The following is a 17064-nucleotide window of genomic DNA, read 5'->3' as shown; positions in this document are numbered from 1 at the left end:
TAGGAGTCTAATAAATAGATTTATTTATAATGATGAATAGAATAGCATTAATTGTAACAGCTGCATGTTTGTTGGCAATAGGAAATCAAGCTATAGCCCAAAAGAAAGCTGAAAGATATTCGGTAACAGAAAGGGAGAAAGGGATATCGGAGAATGCCGATGGTGTGAATTATGGCATAGTATCCCCTGACGAGATAAAGAAAGATATGAAATGTGTATTGGAGTATTTGGAAAGGAATACTCCTTATGAAGTGATAGATGGGAAAAAAGGAAGGCATGTTCCGGCTGGTGCGGAACTTAACCGAGAAGCACAGCTTGAACGGGGGACTTTCAGCCTGGTGGATAATGGGTGTGGAATGACCTATACTGCTATGTTTACCGCTGCTGAACTCGTTGGTGATGATGCCTATCGGGACTATGCGTATAACCGTCTTAGCTTTTTGGCAGAAGTGCTTCCTTCTTTCGGTAGGGTGTACGAAAAATATGGTGTAACCGATAGTGAGGTGATTCAGTTGCTGTCTCCACGTGCTTTGGATGATTGCGGTACGATGTGTGCAGCTATGATAAAGGCTTGTTTGGCAGAGGAAATATCCGGAAGTCGTCCGTTGATAGAAGATTGGGTTAATACAGTCATGTATAGGACTACGTGTTTGACTGATGGTACATTCTCACGTGATTGTCCTTTTCAGCACACATTGTGTTTGGATGATATGTATAAAGGTATTCCCGTATTGGCTTGGATGGGGACATTCTCGAAGTATATCCAAACTAAATACTACCAAAAGACTCTTGCTCAGATTGATGGATTTGTCGATAGGTTATTTGTTCCGGAGAAGGGGCTTTTCCGGCATGGATGGGTTGAGGGTATGAAAGTACATCCTTCTTACTATTGGGGACCCGCTAATGGAATGGCTATGCTTGCGTTGTGTGAGGTACTTGATGCATTACCTTCGAATTATGAGGGAAGAGATAAATTGATAGAGTTGTTGCGAAGGCATATTGAGGGAGTCGCAGTTTGTCAAAGCAAGGATGGCTTTTGGTATCGTTTGCTCGACCGTTGCGATTCTGGTTATGAAACTGCTTCTACAGCCTTTTTTGTGTATGCGATAGCACATGCCATCAATCGTGGATGGGTAGATGCAATAGCTTATGGTCCGGTAGTTTTACTTGGATGGCAGGCCCTTTCGTCTGCTATAGGGAATGATGGCAGATTGTCCGGCGTCAGTTCTTCTGCGTGCGTTGCTTACGATCCCGCCTATTATGTCCGACGACCTACGGCTGATAATGTGCTTTCAGGATATGGAGCAGTGATAGGTGCTGGTGCTGAAATGTGTAAATTACTTGAGAGTAATTGTTTGAAAATGAATGGTGGTGCAGTATGCCTTTATCCGACTCTACAACAGAGTGATGCGCCTATATTTACATATTCGGAACCGGAAAATTATCTCCAGTTTGTGGCTGGGACCAGTCGTTTGAATTCAAAGGCTCCAGTGGTATTTGTTATCGGTGATTCTACAGTGAAATACCGTTCAGGCAAAGGTGAAGCCGATCGATGGGGATGGGGAGGTTTTTTACAAGATTATTTTGATCCCTCACGTATCACTGTTGAAAATTGTGCAGTGGAGGGACGAAGTAGTCGTACCTATATTACCGAAGGATTGTGGGACAGACTTTTGCCGGCATTACGTAAAGGTGACTATTTGATAATAGATTTTGGGCATAATGACAATAATCCATTGAATACGGGATTGGCTCGAGGAACACTTCCTGGAATCGGTCACGAATCAAAAAGAATGGTGATTGAACGTGATGGAAGTACGGAGGAACTTTTCACCTATGGTCATTATATGCGTATTTATATACGTCAGGCAAAGGCAAAAGGTGTTGAAGTAATTCTACTTTCCCACACTCCTGCCAATCAATGGGAAAATGGGAAAATGAAACGTTGTACGCAAACTTACCGTAAATGGACTAAAGAGTTGGCAGAACAAGAGAATGTGAATTTTGTGGATCTAAATGACCTTACAGCTAGAAAATTTGATCTTATAGGGCAGGAGGATGCCAAGAGATATTATAAGGATTTAGTGCATACTTCTAAGGAAGGAGCTATTATGAATGCAGAATCTGTTATTGAGGGAATTGGTCAGTTGGATGAATGTAACTTGAAGAGCTTTCTGAATAGTTATTACTCAGAGTAATATAAAATCTATAAATAACGACTACTAAAATATTATATATACCATGAAAATACTTTATTCTATATTGTTCATTTTATGTTTAGTCTCATGTCAAAATCTATCTCGGATAAAAGAGCGTAAAATTGATGTTGCAAAAGTTGTATCTGATTTTCCTGTAGACTTCTCATTGTTAACCTATAATGAAATGCAATTTGTTGCCTATTATGATACTGCACATCGGATGACAGTTGCTTCACGGCATTTGGGAGAAGACAAATGGGTATATAAGGTTTTAGATTCTTCTATTGGATGGGATAGCCATAACAATATCACGATGAAGGTTGATAAGGAGGGTTATCTTCATTTAAGCGGGAATATGCATGTGAGTCCTTTGGTGTATTACCGTACAGAAAGTCCTTTGGACATAACTACACTTAAAAGGATTGACTATATGACCGGAGAAAATGAAAGGTATACAACATATCCTCAGTTTATGGATGGTCCGGAAGGTAAACTAATATTCCATTACAGAGATGGAGGTAGTGGAAATGGAAATGAAATATACAATGTTTATGATTACAATACTCAAACCTGGAGTAAATTGTTAGATTGTCCTTTGACTGATGGTGAAGGGCTTATGAATGCATATATGGATGGCCCAACTTTAGGTCCTGACGAATATTATCATTTATTATGGGTCTGGAGGGATACTTATGATTGTTCTACTAACCATCATCTAAGCTACGCCAAGAGCAAGGACCTTGTTCATTGGGTAAATATAGCTGATAAAAGTGTAGAATTGCCAATAACTATTTCGGATACTTGTACATGGGTTGATCCTATTCCCGTCAAAGGTGGAATTATTAATGGAGCTGCTAAGATGGGGTTTGATAGTAATAACAATTTATTAATAACTTATCATAAGTATGATGAAGCTGGTAATACACAAGGCTATATAACTAGGTATGAGAACAACGGTTGGAAAATTGTTCCTCTCAGCAAATGGAACTATCGATGGAATTTTCAAGGTGGAGGGAGTATTGGAAAAGGGTATGTAGTGATAGGTGCTCCGTTTTGCCAGGATTTAGGTGTTCTGAAAATAAACTTTGAACATATAAAAGAGGGAAAAGGCTATTGGTTGGTAGATGAAAAGACGCTATCTCCAATGCAAGAATATGTAACAGGGAAGTCTGAAGGATATGGTCCGACAACAGAGACGGAAGTTCCTTTAGTAATGAATAAATGTATCGTTCCTGATGCAGGGAATCGGAAAACTGCTGATTGTCAATACTTTTTAGAGTGGTATTCTTTTCCTGCCAATCGAGATACCATACGGACAACTGTAAAAGCGGTTCCTTCAATGCTTCAAGTGGTAGAAAGAAAACTTAAGTGGTAAATCGGAACCTAACAATAGACAAAATTACGGATATTTTCTGTATATTGGACGAATTCAGCAAAAAAAATTGATGCGGAAGTCGCAAAAGGAGAACTGATTTCCTCAAACGGCACACGTCGTAGGGATCGAGAAGCCTCCCTTTCCGATAGTGAAATCATGACTATCTTGACTGTGTCCCATTTCGGGACGTTTGCCAATTTCAAGCATTACTACCTGTATTACATAAAGGTACATCTTCATGAAGAGTTTCCTGATGCCGTATCATATAACAGGCTTGTGGAGCTTGAAAGCAAGGTGTTCTTCAAATTCATGTCCTTTCTTAGATTGTACGCCTTTGGAAGATGTACGGGCATAAGTTTTGTAGACAGTACCATGATTCTGGTATGCTATAATCTCAGATGGTATGCCAACAAGGTATTCAAGGGATATGCCACGGATGGAAAAGGAACCATGGAATGGTGTCATGGTTTCAAACTGCATATCACATGTAACGACCGTGGAGAAATCATTACATTCTGTCTTACAATGGCGAATGTGGACGACAGAAATCCTGAAGTATGGAATGTGCTTGCCAAAGAGTTGTATGGCAGATTGTTTGTGGATAGGGGATATATATAGCCAAAACTCTTTGCCTCGCTTTTCAATGACGAGGTATATCTTGTTACGGGAATCAAAGTCAACATGAAGAACAAACTTATGCCTCTTTTTGATAAAATCATGCTGCGTAAAAGGTATATCATAGAGTGCATAAATGATATGCTGAAGAAACCGGTACACTACAGACACAGATCTATTAATAATTTTCTGATGAATCTGATTGCAGCACTGGGAGCTTATTGTTTCTTTGATAACAAGCCGGAGGCATTGCAAGGATACACAATCGAGCAATCAAAACAAATGACTTTGTTCTAAACTTATCCCGAACTCACGTAAAGTGTTATGTTTTTTTTAGTTGTTTAGGGATATTCAGTAAATCCTATAAAATTAGTCAACTAATTCATTCTTACTGTGCGACAAGAAGTTGTACAAGTAATTGTTCGGTACTATGCCTGAATCTATTGTTCCGTCAATAGTAGCTTAAAGAGGCGTGCTTTACCAGTAATGTTTTAGTGCGAAGTCCTCTTGACAATATAGTCCTTTACAGAAGTCTCCAATGTATAGGCTGTTAGGCTGACTGATATGAGTAACGTGGGTTCGATATAAGTCAAGTGTAATCTATTAGTAATTAGCAATATAGCTATAAAAATTTTAAATTTATAGTGTCCAATTATAACATTTAAACGATTACTACTATGTTTCCAGAGTCTAAAGTTACAGAGATTTATTGTATGGCCGATGATTTTTGCAAGGAATTTGTATTGCAACAGGAAAAGTATATGATTGAAGAGGAAGCATCGCAACAAACCCAACCGTATGAATGACGCTGAGATTAGGTAGTGTAAAATAAACTGTGTCACGCATTATTTCCTATTAGAAAACTCATCGGTCGGGGAACGGCCAGCACCAAGGGACGGGACCACCCGTCCCGACGAGTGTAAAATTACAATAATTTAAATCGTTCTCCAAACTTTATGGCCAGTTGCTGTGAGATTGTAGTCCAATTGGCAAGTGGCATAGTCCACTTCTTCCGTATATTACGGTATGCAAGATAAACCAGTTTCTCAAGGGCTGTATCCGACGGGAACACGCCCTTGTTTTTTGTTACCTTACAGATCTGACGGTGATACCCTTCAACAGTATTTGTTGTATATATGAGCTTACGAATAGCCGGAGTGTACTGGAAATATTCGGACTGCTTATCCCAATTGTCTTGCTAGGACCTGATAACGATAGGATACTGTTCGCCCCATTTTTCTTCCAGCTTAAGAAATTCATTTTCTGCCGATTCTTTATTTACAGCCTGATAAAAGCATTTCAAATCCTTCAGGAATTCCTTTTGATTTTTGGAGCCTACATGTTTGATAGAATTACGAATCTGATGTACAACACAAAGCTGTACGGCTGTATTGGGATAAACGCTTTGGATTGCTTCAGGAAAACCTTTCAAGTCGTCTATACAGGCTATAAGAATATCTTCAACTCCACGGTTCTGAAGGTCTGTCAGAACATTGACCCGTTTTGATGGGTCAATGTTAAAAACCTGAGGGGTAAATTTATCAATTATTATCTTTGTCTCCAAATTCATAGCTTATGGAGTTAAACGGTTATCGCCTTCTTCTTCCTGAAGGCACTTTAGAGTACTTTGCTCTTGTTGATGTGAAGGAAAGCGTGAATGAAGTTGTGATCTACCTTGAGGAAAAAAATATCGTTCCTGAGAAGTATACAGATCAGGATACTGAGAGTAAAGGCTTTTATGATCCTGTTATTGTTCAGGATTTTCCTCTTCGTGGCAAGAAGGTCTTCCTTAATATTCGTCGTCGTCGCTGGCTCTTAAAGAAGCATAATGAGTATATCTCTCGTAACTGGCGTATGGTGGCTGAAGGTACTCGTATGACGCAAGATTTTGCGTCTTTTTTAAAAGAACTATATTGATAGCTATCCGATCAGTTGCAAGCTCTTAGGTGTTTTATATGGAGTTGACGGAGATTTATTGGAGCGTCAATACCGTAACCATCTAAGTGGTTATCTCCATTGGGACCAACTTGTTCATGCAGAGGATTGGCTACTATTCGAAAAGAATATCGGTGCTTATATCTGTATTGATGAGGTAGCCCTCTCGCGTGGAGAACTCTATACTGTACTGATCAATAAAGAAGCTCACGGTGGTAAAGGTAGTATGATTGCTATCATTAAAGGTACGGACGTTCATACGGTCACTTCTGTCCTGCTTAAGCTATCCCGTCGCCGCCGTTACCAAGTGCGCGAGATTACTTTGGATATGGCTCCTAACATGGAGCAGATTGCCCGCATCTGCTTTCCTGCGGCCAAACGTGTTACCGATCGCTTTCACGTACAGAAGTTAGCTTATGAAGCGGTGCAGGAGATGCGTGTAAAAGCTCGCTGGGAGGCTTTGGATGAAGAGTCCACTCAGATTGCTTATGCAAAGGCCTGTGGAAAGATGTATCATGCACCTGTTTTCGCTAATGGAGATACAAGAAAGCAGTTGTTAGCGAGAAGCATTTATCTGCTTTACAAGAAGGAATCCTTATGGACTCAGTCTCAAAGAATACGAGCTGAAATTCTTTTCAAGGAATATCCCGATATAAAGAAAGGATATTATCTGTCTATGCGGTTAGGCTTAATCTATCATCAGTGTAAGTTTAAGGATATTGCTTTGACAAGGCTGGCAAGGTGGTATGATGAAGTAGATAAATCAGGGTTCCTCACCTTTGGAAGGGTCGCACGTTCTATACAAACACATTATCTGAATATAATCAATTTTTTTGAAAGGAGGGCAACCAATGCCGCAGTAGAGTCATTCAATGCTAAAATCAAAGCATTTAGAGCACAGTTCAGAGGAGTAAGAGATAGAGCTTTTTTCTTACATAGACTTGCTAAATTATAGGCTTAAATATAAAATCCCTCAGATTGTTACGTTGACCCGTTTTGATGCTGGCGCAAACCGAGTACTAAAAACAAAAAAGACCGCCAAGAGTGGAAGCCTCCTAACAGTCTAAATCTTCTTTGTAGCGGGACCCGGGATTGAACCGGGGACCTCATGATTATGAATCATGCGCTCTAACCAGCTGAGCTATCCCGCCATCATTTCTCGATTGCGGGTGCAAAGATATAGCTTTTATTTAAATTGCCAAAACTTTTATGGATATTTTCTGCTTTTTCTTTTGCTGATAGGGTGCTGAAGTGGTTTGCAGTACTTTTTATTAAACGTATTTGTATAACATTATCAATGAATTAGGGGTGTATGGAAAGGGAGATATAAATAAATTTGATGATTTATTTTCTGTAATTAGAAAAAAGTATTTATCTTGGCTGGCGCAATAAAAAGCAGAATAGACTATGGAAAGAAAGAAAATACATTTGGAATATCTCTTGAATGCGACTTCTAAAAGTATTCTTTGGGCAGCGATAAGTACCCCTACTGGTTTGGAGGGCTGGTTTGCTGATAGGGTTCAGTCAGACGATAAAACAGTAACCTTTTTTTGGGGAAAAACAGAAAAACGTGATGCCGAGATTATTGCCGTGCGGGCGTATTCATTCATCCGCTTCCGCTGGCTGGACGATGAGAACGAGCGAGAATACTTTGAACTGAAGATGACAAACAATGAGTTGACCAATGATTTCGTATTGGAGATAACAGACTTTGCCGATATAGACGAGGTGGGTGATTCGCGTGAATTATGGGAATCGCAAGTGGATACTTTGCGAAGAACTTGTGGTTTTTAGTTAACTTTAGATTAAAAATTTCCCGTACTCCCTTTTTTGTACTACTTTTGTGCTCTCATTGCATGAAACGAGTAAAATGCTGCGCATAAAAAAGTTAGATATATTTGTTTTGAAGAGCTTTTGCATGCTCTTTATGGGTACTTTCTTCATCTGCCTCTTCATCTTTATGATGCAGTTTTTATGGAGGTATGTGGACGAAATGGTAGGAAAAGGATTGGAGATGACTGTCCTTGCACAGTTTTTCTTTTATTCTGCGCTTTCGTTGGTACCTGCGTCGTTGCCGCTGGCTATTCTGCTGGCTGCCCTTATCACCTTTGGAAATTTCGGAGAACGTTTTGAATTACTTGCCATGAAGGCAGCCGGTATTTCTTTATTGAAAATCATGCGGCCCCTGATTATCTTTATTTGTTTCATCTGTTGTGTCTCTTTCTATTTCCAAAATGTCATAGGACCAAAAGCCCAAACAAAATTATGGACTTTGCTTATTTCCATGAAGCAGAAATCTCCCGAAGTGGATATTCCTGAAGGTGTGTTCTACGATGAAATAGATGGTTATAATCTGTATGTGAAGCATAAGAACCGCAAAACTGGTATGCTGTATGACGTACTGATATATAATTTTGAGAAAGGTTTTGAGAATGCTCAAATTATCAAGTCTGATTCGGGACGTCTGGAGATGACGGCTGACAAACAGCATTTATATTTGCATTTATACAGTGGTGAGCAGTTTGAGAATTTGAAATCGCAGAACATGAACCAAAGGAATGTGCCTTACCGGCGTGAGACATTCCGCGAAAAGCATGCAATCATTGAGTTCAATTCGGATTTCAATATGGTGGATGCAGGTATCATGAGTAATCAGTCCAACAGTAAGGATATGAAAATGCTGCAGGCGGACATTGACTCCATGAAATTGCAGAATGACAGTGTGGGGCGTGGTTATTATAAAGAAGCTATGGCAGGAACTTATAAGGTGACAGCCGGCTTGTCTAAAGAGGATACATTGAAGATTGAAAAGGCTTATTTAGGGGAGTACAATGTAGACAGCCTCTACAATGTGGCTACACTGATGCAGAAACAGAAGGTTATATCCACGGCCGTCAGCCGTGCAGAGAGTGCGGGGAGTGACTGGAGTTTTAAGAGCTTTAATATATCGCAGACTGAAAGCAGCCTTCGACGGCACATGACTTCCTGGCATGAGAAACTGACTCTTTCTCTGGCATGTCTCATCTTCTTCTTTATTGGCGCGCCACTCGGAGGAATTATCCGTAAAGGAGGCTTGGGAATGCCGGTGGTGGTTTCTGTATTGATTTTTATTATCTATTACATCATCAACAATACAGGGTATAAGATGGCCCGTGACGGGCAGTGGGTTGTCTGGATGGGTATGTGGACCAGTACCGCTGTCTTGGCCCCATTGGGTGCATTCCTAACATATAAATCCAACAATGATTCAGTGGTATTGAATGCTGATGCCTATATAAATTGGTTCAAGAAGGTTGTGGGCATTCGCAGTGTACGCCATCTGTTCCGTAAGGAAGTAATCATCCATGACCCTGATTATACACGTATTCCGGAAGAACTGAAGGCTTTGTCCGTAGACTGTCGTGAATATGCTGATAGAAAGGGGTTGAAACGTGCTCCCAATTACTTTAAATTGTGGATGACTGATAGCCAGGATGAGGCAGTGGAAGATATTAACGAACGTTTGGAGAGTCTGATAGATGAGATGTCGAATACAAGATCCGTTACTTTATTGACTGCACTGAACACCTATCCGGTCATCCCCGTCCATGCGCATGTCCGTCCGTTCCGCAACTATTGGTTAAACTTGCTCTGCGGTATTGTTTTCCCGATAGGCTTGTTCTTTTATTTCCGTATCTGGGCATTCCGTATCCGTCTGAATAAGGATATGGAGCGGATTATCAAGACAAATGAAGATGTGATTGGAATCATAGAAAGAGATCAGAATAAATAAAAACAAAATAGATTATGGAAAATGTAAAGTTGAATACGATAGAAGAGGCCATTGAAGACTTCAAAGCCGGTAACTTTGTGATTGTTGTGGATGATGAGGACCGTGAGAATGAGGGTGATTTGATAATTGCAGCAGAGAAGATTACACCGGAGAAAGTAAACTTTATGTTGAAGCATGCCCGCGGTGTGCTTTGTGCTCCAATTACAGTTTCGCGTTGCAAGGAACTGGATTTGCCGCATCAGGTATCGGATAATACTTCTGTATTGGGTACTCCCTTCACAGTTACTGTTGATAAATTGGAAGGCTGTAGTACCGGCGTTTCTGCGGCAGACCGCGCTGCTACTATCCAGGCGTTGGCCGATCCGGCTTCTACTCCGGCCACTTTCGGGCGTCCTGGCCACATTAATCCGTTGTATGCCCAGGAGAAAGGTGTGTTGCGCCGTGCTGGACATACGGAGGCGGCTATTGATATGGCACGTTTAGCTGGACTTTATCCGGCGGGAGCCCTTATGGAAATAATGAATGAGGATGGTACAATGGCTCGTTTGCCCGAATTGCGTAGAATGGCAGATGAATTTGGCTTGAAATTGATTTCCATCCGTGACTTGATTGCCTACCGTTTGAAGCAGGAGTCTATTGTAGAAAAAGGAGTGGAAGTGGATATGCCTACAGACCACGGTCATTTCCGTTTGATTCCTTTCCGCCAGAAGTCGAACGGTTTGGAGCATGTAGCTTTGTTCAAGGGTACTTGGGAATTGGATGAACCGATTCTGGTGCGTGTACATTCTTCTTGTGCCACTGGTGATATATTCAATTCCAAACGCTGTGATTGTGGCGAGCAGCTGCATAAGGCAATGGAGATGATAGAGAAAGCCGGTAAGGGGGTAGTTGTATATCTGAATCAGGAAGGTCGCGGCATTGGTCTGATGGAAAAAATGAAAGCATATAAATTGCAGGAAGAAGGCATGGATACTGTAGAAGCTAATATTTGCCTGGGACATCTGGCAGATGAGCGTGATTATGGTGTAGGTGCCCAGATTCTTCGTGAGATAGGAGTACACAAAATGCGGCTGATGACCAATAATCCCGTGAAGCGTGTGGGGTTGGAGGCTTACGGTTTGGAAATAACGGAGAACGTAGCTATTGAGACTACTCCGAATCCATACAACGAGCGTTATCTCCGTACCAAGAAAGAACGTATGGGACATACACTTCATTTCAATAAGTAACTGTCTTTTTGTTTTCTTATATCAAAGAAAATCGCTTATTTTGCAACCGGATTTGCGTAACAATCATTAAATAGTAACAAAATGAACCAATTATCAGATCGTTTAAACAGTTTGTCGCCTTCTGCGACACTGGCTATGTCTCAAAAGAGCGCAGAGCTGAAGGCTCAAGGCGTAGACGTAATTAACCTGAGTGTGGGAGAACCGGACTTCAATACTCCCGACCACATTAAAGAGGCTGCGAAAAAGGCGATAGACGATAACTTTTCTCGCTATTCTCCAGTGCCGGGTTATCCTGCCTTGCGTAATGCAATTGTAGAGAAGTTGAAGAAGGAAAACGGTCTGGAATATACCGCCGCACAAATTTCTTGCGCCAATGGTGCCAAGCAGTCGGTTTGCAATGCAATCCTGGTATTGGTAAATCCGGGTGACGAAGTAATTGTGCCTGCTCCCTATTGGGTCAGTTATCCGGAAATGGTAAAGTTGGCTGAGGGTACGCCGGTTATCGTACCTGCCGGTATCGACCAGGACTTTAAGATAACACCTGCACAGCTGGAGGCTGTCATCACCCCGAAGACAAAGGCGCTGATTCTTTGCTCTCCCTCTAACCCTACGGGTTCGGTGTACAGCAAGGAGGAGTTGGCAGGCCTGGCCGCAGTATTGGCAAAGCATCCGCAGGTTGTTGTGATTGCCGATGAGATTTACGAACATATCAACTATATCGGCAAGCATCAGAGCATAGCGCAATTTCCCGAAATGAAAGAGCGTACGGTCATTGTGAATGGTGTTTCCAAAGCATATGCAATGACTGGTTGGCGTATCGGTTTCATTGCAGGTCCGGAATGGCTTGTGAAGGCTTGCAATAAATTGCAGGGACAGTATACTTCCGGTCCTTGTTCTGTATCTCAGAAGGCTGCTGAGGCTGCTTATACGGGTACACAAGCTCCGGTGGAGGAAATGCGCAAGGCTTTCGAGCGTCGTCGTGATTTGATTGTAAAGTTGGCCAAGGAAGTTCCGGGTTTCGAGGTGAATGTACCGGAAGGTGCTTTCTATCTGTTCCCTAAATGCGATTCATTCTTCGGTAAATCTGCCGGCGAACGTAAAATCAATGATTCAGATGATTTGGCCATGTATCTGTTGGAAGTGGCTCATGTGGCTTGCGTAGGCGGTGCTTCTTTCGGAGCTCCTGAATGCATTCGTATGAGTTATGCAACCAGCGATGAAAATATAGTTGAAGCTATCCGTCGTATAAAAGAAGCACTGGCTAATCTGGAGTGATTCTAACTTCTTCTACAAACTTATTTTAGCAAGACATCTGTCATGCTGTCACAAGCAGTTCGTTTCATCAAAGCGGACTGCTCGTTTTGTTATGGCAAACACTCTGCTTCATTATGGCAAATACTTTGTTTCATTATAGCGAACACTCTGTTCCATACAGTATAAACACTTTGTTTTATACTGTACGAACATTTTGTTTTCTACAGTATGAACACTTTGTTTTCTACTTATGGAACAAAGTGTTCATGTCTGTGAACTAATGTGTTATCCGTATATAGAAAATAACAATGAAGGGTTTGAAGGTACTGAATCTTACGTGGGGGATATAAAAAAGCGCAGGCAGTTTATCTGCCCACGCTTTTGTTTTTGATACTGGGATTGTATTATTCTCCCGGATGAATTGCTTCAGAAGGACAAACATCTGCACAAGTACCACACTCTGTGCAAGTCTCAGGGTCGATATGATAGATATCACCTTCAGAGATAGCGCCAACCGGACACTCGTCGATACAAGTTCCGCAAGCAATACAATCGTCACTAATTACGTAAGCCATTTTCTTTTAGATTTAAATTATTATTAGTACTAATTCGTTCGGCAAAAATAGTGGTTTTCTTTATTACTTGCTATCAATCTTGATTAAAAACGTATAATTTGTATGTCGTCTAAATAAGGAGTCGAGAAAGCGGCATAGCATACCGCAGAGACTGAAAAATGTTCATTTTTGAACTTCGTAAACGAATTGCTCTGATACTATTGGCTTTAGCTGGAACTTAAGCAGGTTTTCAGCTTTTAAGAAAGAGTCGGATAGGTAAAAGTAATCACTGCGATTTCTCCTTCTTCGACATTCTCGGTTTGATAGGTACCTTTGAAATGTTCAAAGAACAACTGGTTGATTTTCTGTTGCACTGATACTTTTTGAGAGGCAAACCTGGGATCGGCTATCGGGCTGTTCTCTATCCGGCATGCTATGATGTGTTTGTCCGGATGGTTGACCAAGAACATGCTGACTTTGCGCGTTTCTTTACAGTCGTTTGGATAAAGCAGCATACTTGTCACTATTTGTGTAAGGCGGTTGACGTCGGTATGGATACGCGCATCTCCTACCTCCACTTGTAGTTTCAGGAGGATATGGCCTTCACTGCGCATTTGTATTAGAAAACCTAGTTCGTTGCACCATTCTTTTACATAACAATCCTGCAATTGAAATTTCATCATATTCGCTTCCAGGCGTGAGAGGTCCAATACGTCGTTTACCAGTTGGATAAGCTCACCCGAATTGGCCTGGATAATACCGGAATACTCTTTTCGCTCTTCTTCATCCAGCTCGTTGTCGGTGGAAAGCAGTTGGGAGAAACCGACTACATTGTTCAGTGGAATACGGATATTATAACTCATATTGGCAAGGAAACGGCTTTTTACTTCGTTGGCTTCTTCGGCAATAATTGCCAATTTACGCATTTCCTTCTCATCTTGTTGCAGCCGCTTCCTGCTTCTATACATATGTAGGTTGAAAAGTAACAAGGCTATAATGATGATAATGGAGGTGACCAGACAGATACGGTGAAAACTGGCTTGCCGCTGTTCTTTTTGGAGAAGCAGTTGGTCCATATTATATAGGCTTTGTATCTGTTCTATCTGTGAGGTGGAGAATACTGTATATAACGAATCTCTTGCCTTGGTTATTTGTTTATAGATAGGAAGTGCGTCGTCCGGAAACCCCATCTTTACTAGTATATCCGCTTTCTGAAGTCCATAAATCATGGCATCATCCAGTGAAATAGGGGTTACAAGTTCAATGGCGTCTTCTAAATAAGCCAACGCTTTGTCGTATTCTTTTGTCAGTTGGTAATATTCGGCATATGCTGCCAAACGTATCAACCGATAAGGAAGAAATGAAGATGTACTGAGATGCCGTTCTGATTGCTGCAAATATTCCCATGCTTCCGCAGGCCGTTGAAGGCGGGTATAGTAAAGGGCGTATTGTAAATCTATGAGCAGATACAAATTGGTATAGCCGTTTGTCAGTACGGTGGTGCCTTCTTCCTGCAATCTATTTTTGGCATTGTTGAGTTCCTCCAGATACCGGAACATGTTGCCATTGTCATGCAGATATGAGTAAGCCAGTACCGCTTTTGTCAATAAATCAATCTGAGTGGCAAGGGAGGAGTCCGGATTTGTCAGTTCAAAAGCCTTGTTCAGGTAGGTGATTCCTTCTTTGTAACGTAAGGTATTGAAATATCCGGTCATCAGGCATAGGCATGCTTCGCGCATACCGTCATGGTTGCCGAGACTTTGAGCTTTGTCGTACATGTCTTGTGCTTGTTTGAGGGCTAATTCAATCTTCTGGCTGATGATATAGCATTCTATCATCATCTTTTTGCCTCTGAAGTAATGGCGGTAGTAGTTGTGCTCTTCAGACAACTGTTCGAGCCTCCTCAGCCATTGTTCTGCACGTTTTTGGTCCAGTAGATTGTAGTAATAAATAATGTGCGCATATATGGCGGCACTCTGGTAATGTACATTTTTCTGAGCGATGGCCTCTTCCAGTAATTTGTTCTCGTAATAGATGAATGTCGGTGACAGTTGGTCAAGCAGTGCTATCTGATATAGAGTTCTCAATCTGGTGGTATCGGCTGGAGAGGCTAGATATATACGTAGCAGGCTATCCTTGACTTCTGCCCGTCGCACATCTGCGTGTGCGGACGGTAATAGCCAGCATAAGGCAATGAGCAATGTAAATATCTGTTTCATTTCTTATGCTCCTTTCTGCCTGTCTGGCTTATGGGGTGGGTGAAACAGAAACGTGAGCCTTCGGTATACTCTGAATCAATCCATATTTGTCCGCCGATATGCTCTATGATAAGTTGGCATATGGAGAGTCCCAACCCACTGCCTTGAGCATTCTCATTCAGCTTTTCAAAACGTTGGAAAATGTTGGCTTGCTTGTCTTTGGGAATGCCGCAACCGGTATCTGTTACGGTGAATAGTACGGTATCGTCCGTTTCTTTTTCCAGCTTTAGGACAATGCTGCCTTGTGGGGTAAATTTGGTAGCATTTATCAGTAGGTTAATCAGGACTTGCTGCAGGCGTGAGTCGTCAGTCTCGATGGGCATTTCTTCCAGCTCGGTGGTGAATGTAAGTTCAGCTTGTGTCTGTTTCACTTTATTCACAGTGTCTATCACATTTCTGCATATGCTTACGGCATCATGTTGTACAATACAGAATTGCAGTTTGCCGAATTCAAGACTCGATAGATCTATCACGTCGTTAATAAGCTTCAGCAATAGTTCTGAGTTCTGTTGGATAACTTCATTGCATTGACGGCGTGTCTCATCGTCCAGTCCCTCTTCCGTCAATAGGGATGAAAAGCCCGATAACGCATTGAGCGGGGTACGGATTTCGTGGCTCATGTTCGAGAGGAACACGCTTTTTGCACGCATGGCATTTTCGGCATTTATCCGTGATGTTGCTAGTTTTTGGGTGGAGAGCTTCACCTTTTCCCGCTGCCTTTTGAGTAGGATGGCAAGTAGAACAAATAACGTTACTAATGCCATCGTTCCTACCAATATGCTGGTTATGATTTTATTGTATTCGTTATTGCTGGCCGTCTCTGCCTTATCTACCTGGTATTTTGCCTTTATCGTATTGATTTGCCGGATATAGCTTTGTGAAGCGAGTGTATCTATAGGAGGATACAATTCCTGGTAGATTCGGCAGGCTTCCATGGCCATGCCTTGTATTTTACAGAGATAGATTTTTTCCAGCGAAGTCCAGCAGTAATACGTGGAGCGCTTATTACCGGAGTATTCTGCTTGCAATTTGGAGTAGATGTCCAGAGCTTGTTTCCAGTATTGTTTGTCCAAATTTCCCATGGCTCTATAGTAGGCAGCAGTGGTATAATCCAAGTGAAACCGGTAGAACTTTTCTGGGTGCAGTTGGTAAATGGAGTCTATTTTGTGGAGCCAGATGTTTGCTTCATCAAGATAGTCTTGTGAGAGGTGCCCATGGGAAATGGCAAAATTCGTCTTTTCGATGCAGAAAAAGAAGTCTGTCGGGTAGTCAGGCTCTTGATATAATATTTTTTCCAGCTCTTCCAGGATTTTCTCTGCTTCTTCCAGACGTCCTTTCCGTTGCAGAACGTTGGACATTTTTAAAAGAAGCTGTGCCCTATATGGATGCTGGTCTGAAATGTTGGATAGTTCAGTCAAAGCATCCTGGTATGATTCCAGGGCTTTATCCCCCATGTTGGCTATTGTGTTATAGGCGTCTCCAATGGCCTGGTTGGCCACTACCATACCAAATTGGTAGTCTGTAGCTTTGGCTTCTTCGTACATAAGTTGTGCCCGGTTCGTTGCTAAGCTGATATCGCCGCGCAATGTGTAGGCATTGGCCAATTGAAGTTGTAATAGAAAATACGTCGTTCTATCTTCATTTGATTGTAGGGTGGGAAGAAGTTGCTCACTCCACGTAATGACGCTGTCTATGGATATGGAGTCATCATAGAGAACTTGTCTTTTGACCAATGATTGCAGAATACTCTGCTTTTCTTGATTGGCTATTGTATGTGCTGATAAGACAGAAGTATACAATAGCTGCCCCAATAGCATCCATATAATCATTTTTGTTCTCAAATGTTTGTTTGCCTCTTTTGTTTATTATTGGCA

General features: G+C 41.6%; 11 protein-coding genes, 1 tRNA gene and 3 pseudogenes. 10 read left to right on the top strand and 5 right to left on the bottom strand.

Going from position 1 to position 17064, the window contains the following annotated elements; genetic code table 11:
* The first annotated feature begins 29 nt into the window (after positions 1-29).
* From H1A11_RS13075 to H1A11_RS19210, 4 genes and pseudogenes are all read left to right on the top strand, one after another.
* A complete protein-coding gene (locus H1A11_RS13075) occupies positions 30-2198 on the top strand; it encodes a glycoside hydrolase family 88 protein (RefSeq protein ID WP_252195259.1) in 2169 nt (722 codons plus the stop codon).
* Between the two features lie 43 nt (positions 2199-2241).
* On the top strand, positions 2242-3573 hold the full coding sequence (locus H1A11_RS13070) for a BNR repeat-containing protein (protein ID WP_181757308.1): 1332 nt from the start codon (positions 2242-2244) through the stop codon (positions 3571-3573).
* Positions 3567-4485, top strand: a pseudogene (locus H1A11_RS13065) (IS982 family transposase). The gene H1A11_RS13070 and the pseudogene H1A11_RS13065 overlap by 7 nt, the downstream one beginning before the upstream one ends.
* Positions 4486-4865: 380 nt before the next feature.
* Positions 4866-5004, top strand: a pseudogene (locus tag H1A11_RS19210) (IS982 family transposase); the annotation flags it as partial.
* Positions 5005-5113: 109 nt separating this feature from the next.
* Here H1A11_RS19210 and H1A11_RS13060 read toward each other — a convergent pair.
* A pseudogene (locus H1A11_RS13060) lies at positions 5114-5686 on the bottom strand (transposase); the annotation flags it as partial.
* Positions 5687-5763: 77 nt separating this feature from the next.
* Here H1A11_RS13060 and H1A11_RS13055 point away from each other — a divergent pair.
* Positions 5764-6105: a hypothetical protein gene (locus H1A11_RS13055; protein ID WP_181757307.1), complete on the top strand. Its 342-nt coding sequence runs from the start codon at positions 5764-5766 to the stop codon at positions 6103-6105.
* Positions 6106-6163: 58 nt separating this feature from the next.
* Positions 6164-7078 carry a transposase gene (locus H1A11_RS13050; protein WP_181757306.1) on the top strand — a complete coding sequence of 305 codons (915 nt, stop codon included), beginning with the start codon at positions 6164-6166 and terminating at the stop codon, positions 7076-7078.
* 122 nt (positions 7079-7200) lie between these two features.
* On the opposite strand, the gene H1A11_RS13045 is transcribed toward H1A11_RS13050, so the two are convergent.
* Positions 7201-7274, bottom strand: a tRNA-Met gene (locus H1A11_RS13045).
* Positions 7275-7530: 256 nt separating this feature from the next.
* On the opposite strand from H1A11_RS13045, the gene H1A11_RS13040 reads away from it, so the two are divergent.
* The 4 genes from H1A11_RS13040 (at position 7531) to H1A11_RS13025 (ending at position 12399) form a co-directional block, all read left to right on the top strand.
* Positions 7531-7917 (top strand): START-like domain-containing protein, encoded by a 387-nt coding sequence (locus H1A11_RS13040; protein ID WP_005824726.1) that lies wholly within the window; start codon positions 7531-7533, stop codon positions 7915-7917.
* Between the two features lie 76 nt (positions 7918-7993).
* Positions 7994-9895 (top strand): LptF/LptG family permease, encoded by a 1902-nt coding sequence (locus tag H1A11_RS13035; RefSeq protein WP_119962286.1) that lies wholly within the window; start codon positions 7994-7996, stop codon positions 9893-9895.
* Positions 9896-9909: 14 nt separating this feature from the next.
* Positions 9910-11124 (top strand): bifunctional 3,4-dihydroxy-2-butanone-4-phosphate synthase/GTP cyclohydrolase II, encoded by a 1215-nt coding sequence (locus H1A11_RS13030; RefSeq protein WP_117967010.1) that lies wholly within the window; start codon positions 9910-9912, stop codon positions 11122-11124.
* Between the two features lie 81 nt (positions 11125-11205).
* Positions 11206-12399, top strand: a complete 1194-nt coding sequence (locus H1A11_RS13025; protein ID WP_181757305.1) for a pyridoxal phosphate-dependent aminotransferase — start codon at positions 11206-11208, stop codon at positions 12397-12399.
* 383 nt (positions 12400-12782) lie between these two features.
* Here H1A11_RS13025 and H1A11_RS13020 read toward each other — a convergent pair whose 3' ends face one another.
* From H1A11_RS13020 to H1A11_RS13010, 3 genes are all read right to left on the bottom strand, one after another.
* Positions 12783-12953: a DUF362 domain-containing protein gene (locus H1A11_RS13020; protein ID WP_005834872.1), complete on the bottom strand. Its 171-nt coding sequence runs from the start codon at positions 12951-12953 to the stop codon at positions 12783-12785.
* Positions 12954-13189: 236 nt separating this feature from the next.
* Positions 13190-15151, bottom strand: a complete 1962-nt coding sequence (locus H1A11_RS13015) for a HAMP domain-containing sensor histidine kinase (RefSeq protein WP_138346504.1) — start codon at positions 15149-15151, stop codon at positions 13190-13192.
* Positions 15148-17019, bottom strand: a complete 1872-nt coding sequence (locus tag H1A11_RS13010; protein ID WP_252195269.1) for a sensor histidine kinase — start codon at positions 17017-17019, stop codon at positions 15148-15150. The genes H1A11_RS13015 and H1A11_RS13010 overlap by 4 nt, the downstream gene beginning before the upstream one ends.
* Positions 17020-17064 lie beyond the last annotated feature (45 nt).

The organism is Bacteroides sp. CACC 737, assembly GCF_013874375.1.
In the GTDB taxonomy this organism is placed as follows: domain Bacteria; phylum Bacteroidota; class Bacteroidia; order Bacteroidales; family Bacteroidaceae; genus Bacteroides; species Bacteroides uniformis.
Note: the sequence above shows the minus strand (reverse complement) of the source record. Positions and strands in the feature narration are given on the sequence as shown.

What these genes read in the sequence shown, in the direction of transcription:
- H1A11_RS13075 (WP_252195259.1), top strand. Translation starts at nt 30, where the DNA reads ATGATGAATAGAATAGCATTAATTGTAACAGCTGCATGTTTGTTGGCA.
- H1A11_RS13070 (WP_181757308.1), top strand. Translation starts at nt 2,242, where the DNA reads ATGAAAATACTTTATTCTATATTGTTCATTTTATGTTTAGTCTCATGT.
- H1A11_RS13055 (WP_181757307.1), top strand. Translation starts at nt 5,764, where the DNA reads ATGGAGTTAAACGGTTATCGCCTTCTTCTTCCTGAAGGCACTTTAGAG.
- H1A11_RS13040 (WP_005824726.1), top strand. Translation starts at nt 7,531, where the DNA reads ATGGAAAGAAAGAAAATACATTTGGAATATCTCTTGAATGCGACTTCT.
- H1A11_RS13035 (WP_119962286.1), top strand. Translation starts at nt 7,994, where the DNA reads ATGCTGCGCATAAAAAAGTTAGATATATTTGTTTTGAAGAGCTTTTGC.
- H1A11_RS13030 (WP_117967010.1), top strand. Translation starts at nt 9,910, where the DNA reads ATGGAAAATGTAAAGTTGAATACGATAGAAGAGGCCATTGAAGACTTC.
- H1A11_RS13025 (WP_181757305.1), top strand. Translation starts at nt 11,206, where the DNA reads ATGAACCAATTATCAGATCGTTTAAACAGTTTGTCGCCTTCTGCGACA.
- H1A11_RS13020 (WP_005834872.1), bottom strand. Translation starts at nt 12,953, where the DNA reads ATGGCTTACGTAATTAGTGACGATTGTATTGCTTGCGGAACTTGTATC.
- H1A11_RS13015 (WP_138346504.1), bottom strand. Translation starts at nt 15,151, where the DNA reads ATGAAACAGATATTTACATTGCTCATTGCCTTATGCTGGCTATTACCG.
- H1A11_RS13010 (WP_252195269.1), bottom strand. Translation starts at nt 17,019, where the DNA reads ATGATTATATGGATGCTATTGGGGCAGCTATTGTATACTTCTGTCTTA.